This is a genomic window from Limnobaculum xujianqingii (genome assembly GCF_013394855.1).
GTDB classification, from domain to species: Bacteria; Pseudomonadota; Gammaproteobacteria; order Enterobacterales; family Enterobacteriaceae; genus Limnobaculum; species Limnobaculum xujianqingii.
Window position 1 is genome coordinate 2,591,087 of sequence record NZ_JABMLK010000001.1, and the last position, 19,826, is coordinate 2,610,912.

Annotated in this window: 16 protein-coding genes; 8 read left to right on the plus strand and 8 right to left on the minus strand. The window is 48.4% G+C overall.

All coding sequences use genetic code 11. The features are described from left to right. Positions 1-446: 446 nt before the first annotated feature. Positions 447-2,087, plus strand: coding sequence for an ABC1 kinase family protein (locus GOL65_RS11795; protein ID WP_140918944.1), 1,641 nt, complete (start codon positions 447-449; stop codon positions 2,085-2,087). Here the strand turns inward: GOL65_RS11795 and GOL65_RS11800 are convergent, their stop codons facing one another. Next, positions 2,088-3,332 (minus strand): BaiN/RdsA family NAD(P)/FAD-dependent oxidoreductase, encoded by a 1,245-nt coding sequence (locus GOL65_RS11800; RefSeq protein ID WP_140918945.1) that lies wholly within the window; start codon positions 3,330-3,332, stop codon positions 2,088-2,090. It lies immediately after the preceding gene. A 231-nt stretch (positions 3,333-3,563) separates the two neighbouring features. Here GOL65_RS11800 and pitA point away from each other — a divergent pair, with 231 nt between their 5' ends. The 4 genes from pitA to GOL65_RS11820 all read left to right on the plus strand — a co-directional run bounded on the left by pitA (position 3,564) and on the right by GOL65_RS11820 (position 8,074). Then, positions 3,564-5,054: an inorganic phosphate transporter PitA gene (pitA, locus tag GOL65_RS11805; protein ID WP_130593254.1), complete on the plus strand. Its 1,491-nt coding sequence runs from the start codon at positions 3,564-3,566 to the stop codon at positions 5,052-5,054. Positions 5,055-5,339: 285 nt separating this feature from the next. Then, complete coding sequence (gene uspA, locus GOL65_RS11810) at positions 5,340-5,771, plus strand: universal stress protein UspA (protein WP_130593255.1); 432 nt, start codon at positions 5,340-5,342, stop codon at positions 5,769-5,771. A 485-nt stretch (positions 5,772-6,256) separates the two neighbouring features. After that, entirely contained in the window at positions 6,257-7,600 is a 1,344-nt protein-coding gene (gene gdhA / locus GOL65_RS11815; RefSeq protein WP_140918946.1) for an NADP-specific glutamate dehydrogenase, read from the plus strand. Between the two features lie 72 nt (positions 7,601-7,672). Beyond that, entirely contained in the window at positions 7,673-8,074 is a 402-nt protein-coding gene (locus GOL65_RS11820; RefSeq protein WP_140918947.1) for a hypothetical protein, read from the plus strand. A 513-nt stretch (positions 8,075-8,587) separates the two neighbouring features. Here GOL65_RS11820 and rsmJ read toward each other — a convergent pair. The 7 genes from rsmJ to GOL65_RS11855 form a co-directional block, all read right to left on the minus strand. Next, positions 8,588-9,334, minus strand: a complete 747-nt coding sequence (gene rsmJ / locus GOL65_RS11825) for a 16S rRNA (guanine(1516)-N(2))-methyltransferase RsmJ (RefSeq protein WP_140918948.1) — start codon at positions 9,332-9,334, stop codon at positions 8,588-8,590. 8 nt (positions 9,335-9,342) lie between these two features. Continuing rightward, a complete protein-coding gene (gene prlC, locus GOL65_RS11830; RefSeq protein ID WP_140918949.1) occupies positions 9,343-11,385 on the minus strand; it encodes an oligopeptidase A in 2,043 nt (680 codons plus the stop codon). A gap of 394 nt (positions 11,386-11,779) precedes the next feature. After that, a complete protein-coding gene (locus tag GOL65_RS11835; protein WP_140918950.1) occupies positions 11,780-12,973 on the minus strand; it encodes a 3-hydroxybenzoate 6-monooxygenase in 1,194 nt (397 codons plus the stop codon). A gap of 50 nt (positions 12,974-13,023) precedes the next feature. Continuing rightward, positions 13,024-13,668 carry a maleylacetoacetate isomerase gene (gene maiA / locus GOL65_RS11840; protein ID WP_140918951.1) on the minus strand — a complete coding sequence of 215 codons (645 nt, stop codon included), beginning with the start codon at positions 13,666-13,668 and terminating at the stop codon, positions 13,024-13,026. A 21-nt stretch (positions 13,669-13,689) separates the two neighbouring features. Then, positions 13,690-14,391 carry a fumarylacetoacetate hydrolase family protein gene (locus GOL65_RS11845; protein ID WP_140918952.1) on the minus strand — a complete coding sequence of 234 codons (702 nt, stop codon included), beginning with the start codon at positions 14,389-14,391 and terminating at the stop codon, positions 13,690-13,692. Between the two features lie 73 nt (positions 14,392-14,464). After that, positions 14,465-15,502: a gentisate 1,2-dioxygenase gene (gene gtdA, locus GOL65_RS11850; protein WP_140918953.1), complete on the minus strand. Its 1,038-nt coding sequence runs from the start codon at positions 15,500-15,502 to the stop codon at positions 14,465-14,467. Between the two features lie 48 nt (positions 15,503-15,550). Then, the gene (locus tag GOL65_RS11855) at positions 15,551-16,903 is read right to left on the minus strand and encodes an MFS transporter (protein WP_140918954.1); all 1,353 of its coding nucleotides are present in this window, start codon (positions 16,901-16,903) and stop codon (positions 15,551-15,553) included. A 134-nt stretch (positions 16,904-17,037) separates the two neighbouring features. Between GOL65_RS11855 and GOL65_RS11860 the strand changes: the two genes are divergently transcribed. From GOL65_RS11860 to GOL65_RS11870, 3 genes are all read left to right on the plus strand, one after another. Further along, positions 17,038-17,985, plus strand: a complete 948-nt coding sequence (locus GOL65_RS11860) for a LysR family transcriptional regulator (RefSeq protein ID WP_140918955.1) — start codon at positions 17,038-17,040, stop codon at positions 17,983-17,985. 164 nt (positions 17,986-18,149) lie between these two features. After that, entirely contained in the window at positions 18,150-18,992 is an 843-nt protein-coding gene (locus GOL65_RS11865; protein ID WP_140918956.1) for a 23S rRNA (adenine(2030)-N(6))-methyltransferase RlmJ, read from the plus strand. A 39-nt stretch (positions 18,993-19,031) separates the two neighbouring features. Then, the gene (locus GOL65_RS11870) at positions 19,032-19,817 is read left to right on the plus strand and encodes a hypothetical protein (RefSeq protein WP_140918957.1); all 786 of its coding nucleotides are present in this window, start codon (positions 19,032-19,034) and stop codon (positions 19,815-19,817) included. Positions 19,818-19,826: the final 9 nt, after the last annotated feature.

Consider the following 19,826-nt stretch of genomic DNA (forward strand, 5'->3'; position numbering starts at 1 on the left):
TGAATAACGTCGGGACAACACAGTGTCCATACCTATGGCCTGGCTAAATGTTATTCAGGAAAATAGCATATCAATATGAAATGAAAAGCCGGGAGTATTCGCCCGTGGGTGGATTAAACACTAGTGGTGTTTTCTGCTGTTACCATTATTTACTCTCGATTTACCATGCAGAAGAGCTATTACAGATAGCACACCAAAAATAAGGCTCAGACCAGCATAAATGGGTACCTACTAAGATATTAAAAAACACTCAGTTTAGCCCAGTAGTTAAGTAGAAATATCCTATCTGCTTGTTATTGAAATCAAAGAAGATATTTTTCATAGCAAGTTCAGCATATACCTATAAGATATTCTCTCAACCGAATCAAAATAGTCGATGTACTTTTTGTTATGACAGTTACAGTTGCTGAAGTATTCGGGGTTTCCCACCAGATGCAGGATGGATCATGTTATTAAAAACGGTTTTTGTTACTACCCGGGATCGGGTTCGTCTTCGGGCTATTGGACAAGTGCTGATAAACTACGGTTTGCAGGATTTAGTGCATATGCTGGGCCTGAGTTCATTATTTGGTCGTTATTCCCGTAGCACAGAACCGTCAGAAAATCAGCCACAGCGGCTACGTCAGGCACTGGAATCATTAGGTCCAACTTTTGTTAAATTGGGCCAGATATTAGCAACCCGCTCTGATTTATTAAGCGATGAGTGGACTCAGGAGTTAGAACAACTACACAGCAACGTAACAACCCTGCCATGGGAGAGCATGAGTGAGCAGATTACAGCCTCTCTGAGTGCTCCCGTTGAAGAGATATTCGCCGAATTCAATACTACTCCGTTAGCTGCTGCCTCAATGGCTCAGGCCTATCGTGCCCGCCTGCACAGCGGCGAAGATGTAGTGGTTAAAGTATTACGCCCTGATTTAGCCAAAACCATCCACGCTGATTTACGTCTGCTGGCCTGGCTGGCAGAAATTATTGAACAACAAAGCCCACAACTGGCACGCTTTTCCCCGAGCTTGCTGGTGCGCCAACTGGCTACCGCTTTAAATCATGAGCTCGATTTATGTCACGAAGCGGCCAATACCCGGCATTTTGAACGCAATTTTCGCCATCGTCCGGATATTGTCATTCCCCGCATTTGGCCACAATATTCATCAACCCGCTTGCTGGTACAAGAATTTATTCCCGGTACTAAGCCACAAAACACTGAACAGCTGGCTCTGGCTGGTTTTCATGGCTCAACGCTTGCCACACGAGGAGCACGGGCATTTATGCAGATGGTGTTTGAGGATCGACTGTATCATGCCGATCCTCACGCCGGTAACCTGATGGCCCTACCCGGCAATCGCGTTGCGTTCATAGATTTTGGCATGGTAGGTCAGCTTTCTATTCGGCGACGTAATCAATTGCTGTCACTGATGCAGGCGCTGGCTAATCGGGATTGTGAGGGGCTGGTGAGCGTGCTGATCAAATGGAGCTCTGACAGCATCGCCGAGGTTGGCGTACTGGAACAGGCCGCACAAGATTTTCTCGAACGTTTGGGGTATGGCGAATTAAAGATGGGCAAAGCCTTGATGACCATGCTGTCAATTGCCCGTGAATATCAACTTTCTCTCCCACCCGATTTGGTTTTACTGTTTAAGGCATTGATCACTGCGGACGGCGTATTACACCGTATCGATCCTGAATTTGATATTATCAAGACGCTGAAGCCCTTCCTGCGTAATGCAGTGATAAAACGCTATAGCCTGCGAGCTACCCAACGGCGTACCCATCGCATGGGAATAGAAATGCTTGAGGCCAGTGAAGAACTGCCACAGGTTCTGAATTTGCTGGTTCGCCGTATTCGGCAGGGTAAAGCACATGTCGACATCGACATGAAAAACCTCAGCAGTCTGGGCGGTTCGCTGGAACGTAGTGCTCTGACGCTGGCCATCGCTATCGTTACCGCCGCATTTGCATTGGGTATCGCGCCATGGCTACTCAGTCAGACGTTTTCCATTTTCGGCATTCCCATCTTCCCTACGCTAAGTGCCTTGCTGGTATTAGGTGGTATTGTCTGGCTGGCGTGGCGGATGTGGCGCCTTTAGTTACTCGGTTTTAGCCAACGCCTGTGCACAAGCCCAGGCCGAGCTCCATGCCCACTGGAAATTATAACCACCCAGCCAACCAGTGACGTCCACCACTTCACCAATAAAGTAGAGACCTGGAACCTGAGCAGACTCCATGGTTTTGGATGACAGCGCTTTAGTATCGACACCACCCAACGTAACTTCCGCAGTACGATAGCCTTCAGTCCCGTTAGGTTGAATTTGCCATTGCTGTAACGTATCGGCTAACTGTTGCTGTTGAGGCGCAGAAAGCTGCTTCAGCGTCACGTCTGGCACTTTATTCAGGGTTTGCAGACTTTCTACCAGGCGTTTAGGCAGATGACGCGCCAGAGTGTTTTTCAGGCTCTGATTCGGATGCTCTGCACGTTCCTCATTCAGGAAGGCATTCAGATCCAGATTCGGCAGTAAATTAACGGTGATTGACTCACCGGGTTGCCAGTAACTGGAGATTTGCAGTATTGCCGGACCGGACAGACCGCGGTGGGTAAATAACAGACTTTCCTTAAAGTTGGTGCCGTTTTCTGCCGTCACGCTTACCGGAACCGCAACACCCGACAGTGTTTGCAGCACTTCCAGCAATGGCTTATGCAACGTCACGGGGACTAATCCTGCACGAGTTGGTAGCACGTTAATGCCGAACTGTTCCGCTATCTTATAGCCAAAAGGTGTGGCCCCCAGACCCGGCATCGACAAACCACCGCTGGCGATAACCAAAGACTTCGCCTGAATATTTCCCGCAGATAATTTAATCATGAAACCCTGTTCATTACGTTCAACGCTGAGTACTTCACTGCGCATACGTAAATCAACATTGCCCTGTTCGCACTCTTTTACCAGCAGGTTAACCATGTCTTCTGCGGAGTTATCACAAAACAGCTGCCCCAGCGTCTTTTCGTGGTAAGCCACCCCATGACGAGACACAAGTTCGATAAAATCCCATTGGGTATAACGTGCTAATGCTGACTTGCAGAAATGTGGATTATGGGAAAGGTAAGCCGTATGGTCAGCATACATATTGGTAAAGTTGCAGCGGCCGCCACCGGACATTAATATTTTCCGCCCCGGCTTTTTGCCATTATCCACCAACAGGACATTAAGACCCAATTGCCCAGCCTGAGCGGCACAAAACAGCCCGGCAGCTCCGGCACCAATAATCACAACATCCGCTTGCTCAACCACAAAAACCTCTGAAATTTCGGTCTGCTGACCGCACGACTTCCTAATTTTGTGCCAGAATTGTATTCATCATCCACGGTTCTAGCCAGCAGAATAGATTTTGCCAGCGAGGCAAAAAAAATTTAGTTTTATACTTATCTTAACAATAACAATTAGTTACATTTATAAACACATGTAAATGGGTGCGCAGAATCGAAAAAAAAGTTAATTTTTCCTTTGCCGATAAGCTAATTGTGCTGATAATGCGCCGGTCTACCTCCATTACTGACAGTAAGGTTTATGCTAAACATATTTGCTGGACTAGAAATTCATACTGCCCTAATGCTGGGTCTCGCATTACTGTTTGTTCTGTTTTATGAAGCTATCAATGGCTTTCACGATACAGCAAACGCAGTAGCCACCGTTATTTATACCCGCGCCATGCGTGAACAGCTTGCTGTTGTGATGGCGGGTGTTTTCAACTTTCTTGGTGTAGTGCTTGGCGGATTGAGCGTTGCTTACGCTATCGTACACCTGCTTCCAACGGATTTGCTGCTTAACATCAGCTCAACTCATGGCCTTGCCATGATGTTCTCGGTGTTATTGGCCGCCATTATCTGGAACCTGGGAACCTGGTATTTCGGTATACCTGCTTCCAGTTCACATACGCTTATTGGCTCCATTATTGGTGTTGGTTTAACTAACGCCATCGTGACAGACTCCTCTATCGTTGATGCGCTAAACCTGCCTAAGATGATTCAGATTTTCCTGTCGCTGATTCTGTCACCGCTGGTTGGTTTGATTCTGGCTGGTGCCATGATCTTTGTTCTGCGTCGCTTCTGGAGCGGCAGCAAAAAACGCCAACGTATTCACTTAACACCTGCGGAACGTGAAAAGAAAGATGGTAAACGTAAGCCGCCATTCTGGACCCGTATCATGCTGATCCTGTCAGCCATTGGTGTAAGCTTCTCCCACGGTGCTAACGACGGTCAGAAAGGCATTGGTTTGCTGATGCTGGTATTAATTGGCGTCGCTCCGGCAGGCTTCGTGGTAGATATGAGCGCTAATGGCTATGAGATTTCTCGTACCCGTGATGCCTTAGGTCACCTTGAACAGTACTATCAGAATCATCGTGATGCCATCCCTCACATCGTAGGTCAGAACAGTGCCGATCCGCTGCCAGCCATGAGCACAACCACAGAATATCACTGTGATAACTCCCGGGCGCTGATTGCAATTGGCCATTCACAGCAGATGTTAAGCGGTCTGGATAACTACGAACAGCTGGCTCCAGAACAGCGCGGTCAACTGCGTCGCCTGTTATTATGCGTTGCCGATACTGCTGCTAAAGTAAACAAGCTGCCTGAAACTACCTCTCAGGATAAGCGTTACATCAAAGAACTGCGTGAAGACGTGCTGGTTACCGTTGAGTATGCACCTATCTGGATTATCGTTTCCGTCGCATTAGCGCTGGCGCTGGGTACCATGGTGGGCTGGAGACGCGTTGCCGTGACTATCGGTGAGAAAATCGGTAAGAAAGGCATGACCTATGCTCAGGGCGTTTCTGCACAGCTGACGGCTGCACTCTCGATCGGCGTTGCCAGCTACACCGGGATGCCGGTTTCTACCACACAGGTTCTCTCTTCTGCCGTAGCCGGTACCATGCTGGTTGATGGCGGCGGCGTGCAGAGTAAAACAGTTAAAAGTATTTTCCTGGCTTGGGCATTGACCCTTCCTGTTGCAGTGCTTCTTTCCGGTAGTCTGTACTGGATTGCTCTGAAACTGATTTAACAGGTCAGGAATCATGAATAAAAAACCCCGTCGTGTGATAAACACCGCGGGTTTTTTATTATCTGAGGCTTCACGACCTCACATTATGAAGCTTTCAGCGAAATCGACAGTAGCCAAGCGCCAGCCGTTATTTTATAGTCAATAAGATGATGATTCTCCGTAGGAATCGATATCAAGACTATTCGGCGATAAAAGCGTGCATCATGTGATCGGTATACCACTTTAGATAGGTATATTGAGCTATTATTAATTCAAGTTAACGGATGTTACAGAAGGAGTCATCCTATGTCATATAAACACATTCTGATTGCAGTTGACCTATCTCCGGAAAGCAGCGTACTGGTTGAAAAAGCGGTCTCTATGGCTAAGCCATACAACGCGAAAGTTTCTCTGATTCACGTAGATGTCAATTACTCCGATCTGTATACCGGACTGATCGACGTCAATATGGGTGATATGCAAAAACGCATCTCTGAAGAAACTCATAACGCGCTAACCGAACTGGCAAACAATGCCGGTTACCCTATCACTGAAACCCTCAGCGGCAGTGGCGATCTGGGTCAGGTACTGGTTGATGCGATTAAAAAGTATGATATGGACCTCGTACTGTGTGGGCACCATCAGGATTTCTGGAGCAAGTTGATGTCTTCTGCTCGTCAGCTAATTAATACCGTACATATTGATATGCTGATTGTTCCTTTACGGGAAGAAGAATAACGCATCACATAAACAACTCAACGCCCGCTCATGCGGGCGTTTCTTTATTCAGATGATTAAATAATTAGTCTATATTCTGCAAAGTCTGCCTTATAAATAAAAATATCCACCTTTTATCAAGGCCACTTTTTTACATTCAGATAAATATACTGCTCTTTTGAATTCTGTTACTTTAGATAACTGGTTTAATAGAATATTCCCCTATTATTGAATTTATAACCCTCTTTTAAATCATGTAATTATCATGTTTTCAATATATTGAGATTAGTTTTGTTACTTATTGAATTCCCATAATTATTGGCTCTAATAATTTTTATCATAAATATAAATAATATTAATCCCCTCAAAAAAACGGCTTGCCTTATCACTATTAGTTAGTGTTATATTCGGAAAGAACATACATCACATCATGAAGCCCGCAATATTCACTTTCTGAATAGCGTTTTTTCGTGGAAAAAATAAAAAAGACATAGGAAACTGCATCAATGAATCATTACTCCACTGTGGACGATTTTCTCGTCATGCTCCAAAAACGCGATGGCCACCAACCAGAATTTCTGCAGGCGGTTCGCGAAGTATTCACATCTCTCTGGCCTTTTTTAAAAGAAAACCCGCGCTATACCGAGCAAGGTTTGCTGGAACGTTTAGTTGAGCCAGAGCGCGTCATTCAGTTTCGCGTTTCATGGGTAAATGACAAAGGTGAAGTTCAGGTTAACCGCGCATGGCGAGTACAGTTCAGCTCTGCCATTGGGCCATTTAAGGGCGGTATGCGTTTTCACCCATCGGTTAACCTGTCTATTCTGAAGTTTTTAGGTTTTGAACAAACCTTTAAAAATGCGCTAACCACTCTGCCTATGGGCGGCGGTAAAGGCGGTTCTGACTTCGATCCAAAAGGTAAAAGCAACGCTGAAATCATGCGTTTCTGTCAGGCGCTAATGACCGAGCTTTATCGTCATTTGGGTTCTGATACTGATGTTCCTGCCGGTGACATCGGCGTGGGCGGTCGTGAAGTTGGTTACATGGCCGGTATGATGAAAAAGTTGTCTAACAACACCGCCTGTGTATTTACCGGCAAAGGTCTTTCATTTGGTGGCAGCCTGATCCGCCCTGAAGCTACGGGTTATGGTCTGGTTTACTTTACTCAGGCCATGCTAAAGCGTCACGGTTCTGGTTTTGAAGGTCAACGCGTTTCTGTTTCAGGCTCAGGTAATGTGGCGCAATACACCATTGAAAAAGCCATGGAACTGGGTGCCCGAGTGATTACCGCATCAGATTCTGCCGGTTCTATTGTGGATGAAGAAGGCTTCACCACAGATAAACTGGCTCACTTGATTGATATTAAAAACAGCCGTTATGGCCGTATCAAAGATTACGCTAACGAGCGCGGTTTAACCTATCTGGAAGGCCAGCGTCCATGGGGTGTTCCGGTAGATATCGCTCTGCCATGCGCCACACAAAACGAGCTGGAGCTGGCTGATGCCAAACAGCTAATTCAGAACGGCGTAAAAGCCGTTGCTGAAGGTGCCAACATGCCAACTACTATTGATGCTACAGAAGCGCTGGTGGCGGCTAACGTGCTGTTTGCTCCGGGTAAAGCGGCTAACGCAGGTGGTGTTGCTACTTCCGGTCTGGAAATGGCGCAAAACGCCGGTCGCGTTAGCTGGAGAGCAGAGAAAGTTGATTTACGTCTGCAGCACATCATGCACGATATTCATGAAGCCTGCGTTAATTATGGCGGTGAAAAAGCGCAAACTGACTACGTCAGCGGTGCAAATATTGCCGGTTTTGTGAAAGTGGCTGATGCCATGTTAGGACAAGGCGTGTTATAACAATACTCTGAGGCGGCTGCGCACCCGCGTGGTCGCCGTACTGTTATCGCAGTACTACAAGAGGAAATGCTGATGACTAAAGCCAGGCGTAACCATTTAAGACTTGTCGTTGATAACACTCGCAATCATCCTCCTGCGGCTCAGCGGGAACCCATTCAAACAAGACGTTTTACTGCCGAACAGCTAGTAGCGCAAACCACGGATACCCCAGCCGATCACTTCTCTTTGCTGAAAGCAGCAGCCGCCAGAGAAAAAACCTTAACCCAGATGAAAGTGCAGGAAGAACTGCAATCCCGCCTGAAAAAACTCAAAACAGACCATCCTGATATCGATATTACCCTACCGCTGGACCAACAAAACGAAGAGCACCGTAAGTTAATGATTGAAAGTTTTCCCCATTATTTTAACGGCGGATCGTTTGTCTATTGGGAGGATATGGAGGAGTTGATATTTTTGGAGCCGGATGAGGACTGAGTTTTTGTTTTTGATGTTGGTTTTTATCGGCATTTGAGGGTATTCCGGCCGTAAAGAAGATATTGCTCATATCATCATTGTACTCGGCCGGAAGACCATTTGTACTTAGCTTCTGAGTGCGTCGGGCCTAAATTCCCTAGGGGCCGTTACAAAACACCTTCGGTGTTTTGCCCTTCGGGCCAGCGCGAGCGCTGTTCAAACAGGCTTTGCCTGTTTGTCGTTGGCTTACGCCAAGTCGACCCCAACGGCAATTTCTCCCTCCGATGGGCTTTGGTAAATACTTTAACTGTAGTAATTCATAAAAACTTTACTGACTAATCGTTTAGGTAGCCTACTCTGTATAACCGCCAACGTTAATCGTTGGGAGAGGCCGCCGTTGGGGTCGTAGCAGCTTTAGCTGCCGGAGCGCCCCTAGGCGGACTAGGCCCAACGCGCTCCTGACTCAAGTACTAATACCCTTCCGGCCGGAATATCTTCACATGTCCATTTAAACAACTACCAGCCCAGCGCCAGCTATAACGTCACATACAAATCAAATCGATGGCTCTTGGTATTAATCGACGCCTGCGGCTTAATGTTTGCCAGTGGTGGAGCGTAATCAGGGCGTTTTACTACTACTCGTTTTTTCGCCAGTTGGCAAGCGGGTTCCAGCAGGCCGTCGGCATCTAAGTCTTCGCCTACCAACGACTGGAACACTCTCATCTCTTTTTTTACCAACGCACTTTTTTGCCGGTGAGGAAACATCGGGTCAAGATAAACCACATCAGGGGCTGGCTGAATCGAAGATAGTGCCGTCAAACTCGAAGCATGCAGCAGCGTTAAGCGCTGTTGTAACCAACCGCCGATTTCAGCATCGGCATAGGCCCGCCGTAAACCATCATCCAAGAGTGCTGCCACCACCGGATTACGTTCCAGCATCCGCACTTTACAGCCTACAGAAGCCAGCACAAAGGCATCGCGGCCTAAACCCGCAGTGGCATCCACTACATCAGGCAGGTAGCCACCTTTAATGCCTACCGCTTTTGCTACTGCTTCACCTCGACCACCGCCGAACTTGCGTCGATGAGCCATAGCGCCAGCGACAAAATCAACGTAAATCGCACCCAGTTTAGGTTCATCACGCTTACGTAGTTCGAGACGTTCTGGCGTTAACACCAGCGCCATAATGGCCTGCTCGTCAGATACCAAACCCCAGCGTTCGGCTAAAAGTGATAAGGCGCCGGAATCGGCGCCTGCTTCACAAATTAAACATACTGACACGAAAGACGTTATCCCTTAATGCCGTAATGGCGCAGCATGGCATCAAGCTCTGGCGCACGACCACGGAAATTTTTGAACAGCGTCATTGGCTCATCAGAACCGCCCTGAGACAGAATGTTGTCCAGGAAAGACTGGCCGGTTGTAGCGTTGAAAATACCTTCTTCTTCAAAGCGGGAGAATGCATCGGCAGACAACACTTCAGCCCACAGATAGCTGTAATAACCTGCAGCATAACCACCAGCAAAGATATGGCTGAACGCGTGCGGGAAACGACCCCAGCTTGGTGAAGGCATTACCGCCACCAGTTTTTTCACTTCCGCCAGCGTTTCCATAATTTGGGCGCCCTTCTGCGGTTGATATTCATAATGCAGACGGAAATCAAACAGGCCAAACTCCAACTGACGCAAAATAAATAGCGCTGCCTGATAGTTTTTCGCCGCCAGCATCTTATCTAACATTTCCTGTGGCAGAGGCTCACCGGTTTGATAGTGACCGGAGATAAAGGCTAATGCTTCAGGCTGCCAGCACCAGTTTTCCATAAACTGGCTTGGTAATTCGACTGCATCCCATGGCACACCATTAATACCGGAAACACCCGCGGTATCAATCTTAGTCAGCATATGGTGAATGCCGTGACCAAATTCATGGAACAACGTAGTCACTTCATCATGAGTAAACAGCGCAGGCTTATCACCAACCGGACGATTAAAGTTACAGGTCAGATAGGCCACTGGCTTTTGCAAATGACCATCGGCGTAACGCAGGCTGGTAACACAATCATCCATCCAGGCTCCACCGCGTTTATGCTCGCGAGCGTAAAGATCCAGATAGAAGCTACCACGCAGTTCACCGCTGGCATCAAACAGGTCAAAGAAACGAACTTCGGAACTCCAGAAATCAACGTCTTTACGCTCTTTCGCCGTCATACCAAATACGCGTTTTAGCACTTCAAACAGCCCCTGCATTACCCGCGCTTCCGGGAAGTAAGGTCTCAGCTGTTCATCGCTGATGGAATAGAGATGCTGCTTCTGCTTCTCGCTGTAATAGCTGATATCCCAAGGCTCAAGCTCGGTTTTACCAAAATGCTCTTTGGCAAAAGCTCGCAGGTCCGCCAGCTCTTTTTCACCCTGTGGACGAGCACGCTTGGCCAGGTCATTCAGGAAATCCAGCACCTGCTGCGGATTCTCTGCCATTTTGGTTGCCAGAGATTTATCAGCGTAGCTGTTAAAGCCCAGCAGTTGCGCCAGTTCATAACGCAATGCCAGTAGCTCTTCAATAATTTGAGTGTTATCCCATTTACCGGCATTTGGACCCTGATCCGATGCACGAGTACTAAACGCCTGATACATTTCATAACGCAATTCGCGGTTATCACCATAGGTCATTACCGGCAAATAGCTTGGAATATCTAATGTCAGCAACCAGCCGTCCTGATCTTTAGCTTTCGCCATTTCACGAGCGGCATCCATTGCACTTTCCGGTAATCCAGCCAGCTCAGCCGAATCGGTAATCAGTTTGCTCCAGCCCATAGTGGCATCCAGCACGTTATTGCTGTAGGTAGAACCGAGCTCGGACAAACGGGAAACGATTTCGCCATAACGCTTCTGCTTCTCTGCGTCCAGACCAATACCGGATAACTCAAAATCACGCAGGGCATTATCTACCGCTTTTTTCTGTGCTTTGGTCAGGCGGTTAAACGCCTCACCCTGCTTCAGATTACGGTATGCCTGATACAGACCTTCATGCTGACCAACCCAGGTTCCGTACTCAGACAACAACGGTAAACATTGTTCATAGACCTGACGTAGTTCCGGACTATTTTTAACTGAATTCAGATGACTAACCGGCGACCAGATTTGCCCTAACCGATCGTCAACTTCCGCCAAAGGCTGGCACAAATTATCCCAGGTGAATGGGCCAGATTGTGCAACAACTTTTTCCACCGCAGCACGACAATCATCAAGCGCTGCTTTAATGGCAGGAACAACATCATCAGGAGTGATAGCAGAAAATGGGGGAAGCCCCTGGAAAGTTAACAATGGGTTAGTCATAAAAACAGTCCTTAAATTTGGCGATAAAACTAACATGAGGACTATTATGGTCGAATTCAATGGTTGGCGATACTAATCCTAATAATAGATATTCTCTTTTATCGCTTACCGGGATAAGAAAATCAGGAGCCTTATTTTGTCACACCCTTTTATTGATGGCTCAGCCAGATGATTTTGTTTTATGTCTTAACATAGCTAATCGGAGGGAGGGGCTGCCGTGGGGGTCGACTTGGCGTAAGCCAACGAAGTGCCCGTAGGCAGACCAGGCCCGACGCGTACTGAAGCCAAGTACAGATGGTCTTCCGGTCGGGCACTAAGTTGATATGAGCAACATTCTCTTTACGACCGGAATATTCATTGAGGCCGAGTTATCTGATTTGTCGCTCCCTGACTATTACCGAGGCTGCAGGCAGTTACCCTCTTTCCAGCCATACAACCAGTCCAGCGCTTTGTAGTAATCCTGCTGAGTTTTACCCTTCCACAACAGATTACGTACCTGACGCTCAACGCCTTTCGCATGATAGAGCCGACCCATTTCACGGGTAGACCAGACAATCCGTGCGGTACGTGGGATACGGACTTCCTGATACAGTTTAAATGCTTCCACCGCATCACCGTCACAGGCTTTAATTGCCTCACCCAACGTTACAGCATCTTCCAGCGCCATACAGGCTCCCTGAGCCATATACTGCGCCACCGGATGTGCCGCATCGCCCAGTAACGTTACCCGGCCAGTACCCCATGATTCAACTGGCTCACGGTCCGCAGTGGCCCAACGACGCCATGAAGTTGGTTTATCCAGCATCTGACGAGGACGCGGATGAATCCCTTCAAAGTAAGACATTACTTCTTCTTTACTGCCGTCAGTAACGCCCCATTCCTCTTGCTGGCGGCTATGGAAAGTCACCACCAGATTGTATTGAGAACCACCACGCAACGGATAGTGCACCAGATGGCAATGAGGACCGCCCCACAATACCGGAGCGTTAATGCGTAGATCTTCCGGCATGTCGTCCCGATCGATAACCGCGCGGTACACCACATGACCCGTTACTCTTGGTTTATCATCCAGCGTAGAGGCGCGAACAATGGATTTACCGCCGTCACAACCAATCAACACATCAGCTTTATAGCTGTTGCCTTGCTCGTCAATAACTTCCACATCATTCTGATTAATATTGATTTTTACCACTTTAGTTGCGGTGCGATAACTCACCAGTGGGTTCTTTAACGCCGCCTGCCAGACAGTGTCATGAATATCCACCCGATGAATAACCGCATAGGGGCCACCGAAGTGATCGCGGAACTCTTTTCCGGTATCGATATGCACCACTTCATTGGCGTCTACTGCATCCATTAATGAGATATGATCGGTAAACACTGCTCGCTCACGGGCAACCTGACCCACACCCAGGCTATCCAATGCAGAGAAAGCATTTGGCCCCAGTTGAATACCGGCACCAATTTCACCAATTTCAACCGCTTGTTCCAGTAATAAGACTTTAATACCTACTTTCGCCAGTGATAATGCAGCCGCTGCGCCGCCGATCCCACCACCAACAATAATGGCACTTTGAGTTTTGCTCATGATTCGCTCCTTCTTATAAATATCTGTTTATGGCAAATACATGTGATACATCAGGCCGGAATAACGTCGGGCTGATTTTCCGGTGCTGCGGCAATAAATGCCGGTAAGGTATTACAATGTTGATAAATACGTTGGCAGCGCGGGTAATCAGACAGATCGCACCCCATTCTCAGTGCGTTAGCCCACTGAGGGATCAGACAGCAATCTGCCAGTGTTACCTGTTCACCAACACAGTAGTTGCCGGAGTTGCTCTGCTCCAGTAAGCGTTCTACCGCGCTCAATCCCACCTTGACCCAGTGGGCATACCAGCTCTTTTTCTGACTTTCACTCACCTGTAACTCATCGGTCAGATAGCGCAAAATACGCATGTTGTTAACCGGATGAATATCACAGGCAATGGCAAACGCGATTTCCAACACCTGAGCGCGCAAGCGCGCTTCCTGTGGTAACAGCAATGGTGCAGGGAAACGCCGATCCAAATAATCAATAATCGCCAGCGACTGCCCAATGGCATCACCGCTATCGTCAATCAGCGTTGGTACCACGCCAACCGGGTTATGCTGTAAATATTCCGCATGATATTGCTCTCCGGCACGGATATTGATCCCTTCGGTTTGATAATCAATACCTTTCAGCGTCAGGGCAATACGTACCCGGTAAGAGGCGGAACTATTAAAAAAACTGAATAGTTTCATTGAGTAGTCTCTCCTGCGCGCTTAAATGATAGTCACAGTCAGGTCAGTTAATCCCTCAACACCACAGGTTATCGTATCCCCTTTAACCACCGGACCGACCCCTTCTGGCGTGCCGGTATAAATCAAATCGCCAGGCTGTAGTTCAAAGAAGGCTGACAGATAGCTGATGGTTTCTGCTACTGACCAAATCAGGAAATCAATACCGCTACGCTGGTGGTCTTCACCGTTCACCTGCAGCCAAATCGCTGCGTTGCTGACATCAGCACAGTTGGCTACCGGATGAATAGGTGAAATAGGTGCCGAGTAGTCAAACGCTTTACCAATTTCCCAAGGGCGGCCCATTTTGCGCATTTCCATCTGGCGATCGCGACGGGTCATATCTAATCCGGTGGCATAGCCATAAACATGTTCCAGCGCTTTTTCTACCGGAATGTCTTTACCACCTTTGCCAATAGCGGCGACCAGCTCAATTTCATAATGGTAGTTTTCGGTCTGTGCCGGATAAGCCAGCTTCAGGGTTTCACCAGCGTTAACCGGGATTACGGCATCCGTTGGTTTACAGAAAAAGAACGGCGGCTCACGATCCGGATCGAACCCCATTTCTCTTGCATGGGCCGCATAGTTACGCCCTACACAGTAAACGCGACGAACCGGGAAAAACTCATCAGAGCCCACAATAGGAACCGCTACCTGAGGTGCCGGAGAAAAAACAAACTTGCTCATAACCAAATTCCTTAATCAGAGATAAAAATGGGTTTTAGTGCGGTGGGTTTCTCCCACCTGCACGGGGTGTCTTTTAGCCTCGGGACTCACGGAACAGCCCCAGCGCTTCTTGTACCGGGCGGTCAGAGAAGCTGAACAGCACGGTATCCGACTGAGTTTCAAAGCTGACCGCCTGCCAGGTTGGCACCACAAAAATATCTTTTGAGGTAAAGGTGAAACTCTCACTGCCAATGGTGACGCGGCCTTCGCCTTCCACTACGTGATAAATGGTGCTGTCAGTGGAACGGCTGCTTTGCCCTTTAAATCCTTTTGGCAGTAACTGCATAAAGGTTGCCATGGTTGGCATTGGGTGGCCGCCGTTAGCCGGATTGACGTAACGCAGTTTGAATCCTTCGCACTCGTCCGGATCGCCATTACGACTTAACTGATCCAGTGCTTCACGACTGCGGTCATAACGGTAGTTAAAGATGGGTGATGAATTACCGGACTGATAGCGTACCGGCAGCATATTGGCGGCATAGCGTGGTAAATAATCCCCCATTGGGCGAGTTACCGGCTGTTGCTCTTCCGGGTAGTTCTCAGCAAATGCACAGCCCAGATAGTTAACTAACGGCAGGTCCAGACCATCCAGCCAGACTACTGGCTCAGAACCCGGATTACCGTGGTCATGCCAGCGCCACTGCGGGGTAAGAATAAAGTCGCCAGCGTGCATCATGGTGCGTTCACCATCAACGGCGGTAAACGCCCCTTCACCTTCAACAATAAAACGTAAAGCAGACTGAGTATGGCGGTGGCTTGGTGCCACTTCTCCCGGCATAATTAACTGTAATCCGGCATACAGCGATGAAGTAATCGATGCTTTACCGGTTAGTGCCGGGTTTTCTAACACCAGCACCCGACGAACCGCTTCACGAGCACCAATCAACTCACCGCTTTTCATCAGAAAAGGACGAATATCCTGATAGCGCCACAGGGCCGCAATGGCAGGGGTGTGCGGCGTTGGTGGTACTAACTGATGTAATGATTCCCAAAGAGGAGAGAGGTTCAGGCCTGCAATCTCCTGATAGAAACTCTCCCTGCGGCTTGGTGCGGTTGCATGAATCTCGTACATAATCGACTCCTTTATATTTATCATTTAGTGAGTAATCACAAATCGGTTCTATTCGCTCAATACGGTGATGCGTGGAGCAACAATTCGCGTATGGCGATGTTGAAAACGCAAGGCGACCAGTGCCAGAGTGGCAACCACCGCCGGTGAAGAGATAACGACAAACATGGTGCTGAAGGAGATATTCCACGACAGCATCAGACCACCGCTGAGGGAGCCAAAAATGGCACCGCAGCGACCGATAGCATTGGACCAGCTCACGCCGGTTGCCCGACACTGGGTTGGATAGAGCGCCGCGGACAGAGCATTCAGACCCACCTGAGAACCGCTGATACCGATACCGGTTCCCAGCACCGCCAGCGACATAGCCCACAGTGAACCTTCAGATACGCTAATTAATACAATAAACACCGCACCCATGGCATAGCTGCCAGCCAACGTCCAGTAAGGATTAAAGCGATCCATCATCATGCCAATCAGAATAGCTCCGGCAGTTCCCCCCACCTGGAAGGCTGTGGTTACCCAGGCAGCCTGCTGTAAATCAACCCCACCGCTGTTAAGCATGGTTGGCAACCAGCTCGACAATGAGTAGATAATCAACAGGCTCATAAAGAACACACACCACAGCAACAGGGTAGTTGGCAGAATTTCACGACTAAACAATGCGGCGACTGCACCTTTTTCTGCCGGTTTTTCATCCAGATGAAAATGGACATCGTCATAGTTTTTACCGGTGATTTTTTTCAGCACTTCAGCAACCTTTTCAGGCTGATACTGCTTCAATACCCGGTAGCGAGGTGATTCTGGTAACACCTTCCATAGCACCACACACAGTGCTAATGGCATCACGCCCCCCAGAATCAGAATGCCTTCCCAGCCGATATGGGGAACCCATTGGGCGCTAACCACACCACCCAGTGCTGAACCCAGCGTAAAACCGCAGAACATCAGAGTGACCAGACCCGCTCGTCGCCGGGCAGGTACAAATTCAGATGTCAGGGTGATCGCATTCGGCATAGCACCTCCGAGTCCTAATCCCGTCAGGAAACGCAGTATCGTCAGGGTGTTCATATCGGTAGCAAACGCGGACAGCACGCTCATCAGGCCGAAAAATGCCACGCTGAACTGCATAATGTTCTTACGGCCAAATCGATCGGCCATGGGTCCAAATATCAATGCACCTAAGGTCAGGCCAAACAGGCCTGCACCAAACAGCGGTGCCAGATGAGCGGCATCCAGTTGCCATTGCTGGCGAATAGCCGGTGCGATAAATCCAATTGATGCGGTATCAAACCCGTCGAGGGTCACTACCAGAAAACAGCAAGCCAAAACCCGCCACTGGTAAGCCGAAACGGGCGCAGCATCAATCACCTCCTGAACCGTCATGCTACGTGTTAGTGTCATCTTATTGCCTCATGGTTGTAGGGTACTTTTATCGTTTTTGTGATGTATGTTGCTATTTTGTTAATACTATGAGACTGCGAGATGTGAAAAGATAATGGTATTTCGACCCTGGCTATAACCTGGAGGTTATACCTATGAGTGACTGGACGCAGAAACTGAAAGTGCAACACCTTAGATTGCTGGTCTGCATTGGCGAACAGGGCAATTTGAGTAAAGTGGCAGAAATCATGAATATCACCCAACCGGCTCTGTCTAAATGGCTGAGTTCACTGGAAGAGGATATCGGGCTGACGCTGTTTGAACGACACAGTAAAGGGCTACGTCCTTCAGAAGGCGGACGTCTGATGCTGGAGCATGCCCGACGTTTGCTTAACGATCTGGAACGTTCACGGGAAGATATTGAGCAGTTCAAGCTCGGCGCGCAGGGAAGCCTGCTGATTGGCTGCTCGCCAGTGGCCACTGACTGCGTATCTCTGGCGCTGCTTTCGCTGATTAAGGATTATCCAAACGTTCATGTACAGGTAGTAGAAAACGTCATGACTCCCCTGCTGCAAAGCCTGATTTCCGGCAAAGTTGATGTAGTGGTTGGGCGAGTGGGTGGAAAAGCATTGCAGTTGCCGCTTAATTACCGGGTGTTATATACCGAGCCCGTATGTTTTGTGGGCCGCTGTAACCATCCTCTGGCAACCAGAGATAAAATCAGTTGGCAGGATCTATTGGAATATCGCTGGATTGTCTGGCCCACGGGTACCCCAATTCGCGTTAGTATTGATAATGCCTTGGTGGATCAAGGGGTGATGCTACCGGAAAATTATCTGGAATCCTCTTCCATGAGCGTAACCGTGAATATGGTGCAGGCCAGCGATATTGTATCGATTCTGTCCTGGCGACTGGCTCAACGCTATGTGGAAAAAGGTCAGTTAGCGATGTTACCCCTGCCGCGCATCGAACAAAAAGGCAGCGTTGGCGTATTCTGGCGTAAAGATAACGCGCCATCAGATGCACTATTGCGTTTCTTAGCCCATTTAACCAGTACCTCTGCCGAACCTGAAAACGCAGACAACAGCAATGCCCGGCAATGATTTTCACTTTTTATCGGTCAGACAGTTTATACTGGTCGCCATAACGCAGCATATCCCCTATTCGGCCAGCATTTTTAGCCAGTATATTGCGCAGACGATAAATACCTTGTTGGTCACCACATCTGATGGTGGCGCAGGTCAATCACAGGAATGTATAAGACACCATGTTAAGCTATCGCCACAGTTTCCATGCCGGTAATCATGCCGACGTTGTGAAGCACACCGTTCAAAGCCTGATTATTGAAGCGCTCAAAGAGAAAGAGAAACCTTTTCTGTATCTTGATACCCATGCTGGTGCCGGACGCTATTTTTTAGGCAGCGAGCATGCGGAAAAGACCGGTGAATATCTGGAAGGTATTGCCCGGATCTGGCAACGGGATGATATGCCTGCCGAGCTTGAAGCTTATATGTCTGCGGTTAATGCCTACAACAAAGGCGGTTACCTGAAATATTATCCCGGCTCACCGTTGATTGCCCGTCACTTGCTCAGAGAGCAAGACCAACTGCATATGACGGAACTACACCCGACAGATTACCCTCTGTTACGCCATGAGTTCCTTAAGGATGACCGCAGCAAAGTCTTACGTGCTGATGGTTATCAGCAGTTAAAATCTCAGCTTCCCCCTCAGTCACGCCGTGGATTTATTCTGATCGATCCACCTTATGAGCTCAAAACTGACTATCAGGCAGTGGTTCAGGGTATTCAGGAAGGCTATAAGCGCTTTGCTACTGGCGTATATGCCCTGTGGTATCCTGTCGTGCTACGCCAACAAATCAAACGCATGGTCAAAGAGCTGGAAGAAACAGGCATTCGACGCATTTTACAAATCGAGCTGGCGGTTCAGCCGGACAGCGATCGTCGCGGTATGACCGCGTCAGGTATGATTGTGATTAATCCACCCTGGAAGCTTGAGCAGCAGATGAATGCCGTTTTACCATGGCTGCATCGCGTACTGGTCCCGGAAGGCATAGGCCATACTAAAGTTAGTTGGATTACACCGGAGTAAACACTCATTGGGCGGCTGTAGTAAGAGTTGAGAATGGTTATGAAAAGAAATACGCTAGTCGGTATCAGCCTTTCTGTGATCGCTATCGTGATTTTAGCCGGTTGGCTGATTTGGCAATTTTTATTTCCTGTGCCTGCTGCTAAATGGGTTTTTTATGGTGAAAAACCCTCTGAACTCCGCGGTTACATCTATCCTCCGGCCAAAAACAGTATCGACGGCAAGCTTGAACCCAAGCCTGAAATTCCTGATGGTGATGGTGCTTTACTTACGCTGTGGCCGGATACCAAACGTTGCACCTTAACGGTAAAATCCGGTCAGGAAAACATCAATATAACGCGCTTTCGGGAAAGTAACCCTGAGGTTGTGCAGGTGGAATATATTGATGAAAGCGGTATGCCAACCACGCTGCATGTTCAACTCAACGATGGCGTCAGCTTCTGGACCTATCCCGATCCGGATATTACCAATGATTTCATCGGTTGGAAGTTTGATAATCTGGCGGGCAGAGCGCTTCCCGTTCGTTTTCGCGGTGCATCCATGATGAAGAAAGTTATTGATGGCACCCAATACAAACTCCAGACCAACAAGCATTGGCTGTATGAGAAATATCAGAATGGGATCGTGTTGGAGTCGAAGGAATACAGCACATTACCGGTAACCAATTCAGAGCAGAACCACCAGGCCGAACTGGCGTTAATCGATAAAGCGAACCAGTGGCTGAGTGAAACGTTACAAGATTTATCAGATACCTTATCGGTTCCTATTCCCGATCAATGGTTAAGCACCAATAGTGACCCCTGTCAGTCTGTGAATACTGATATGTAAAAACAGAAC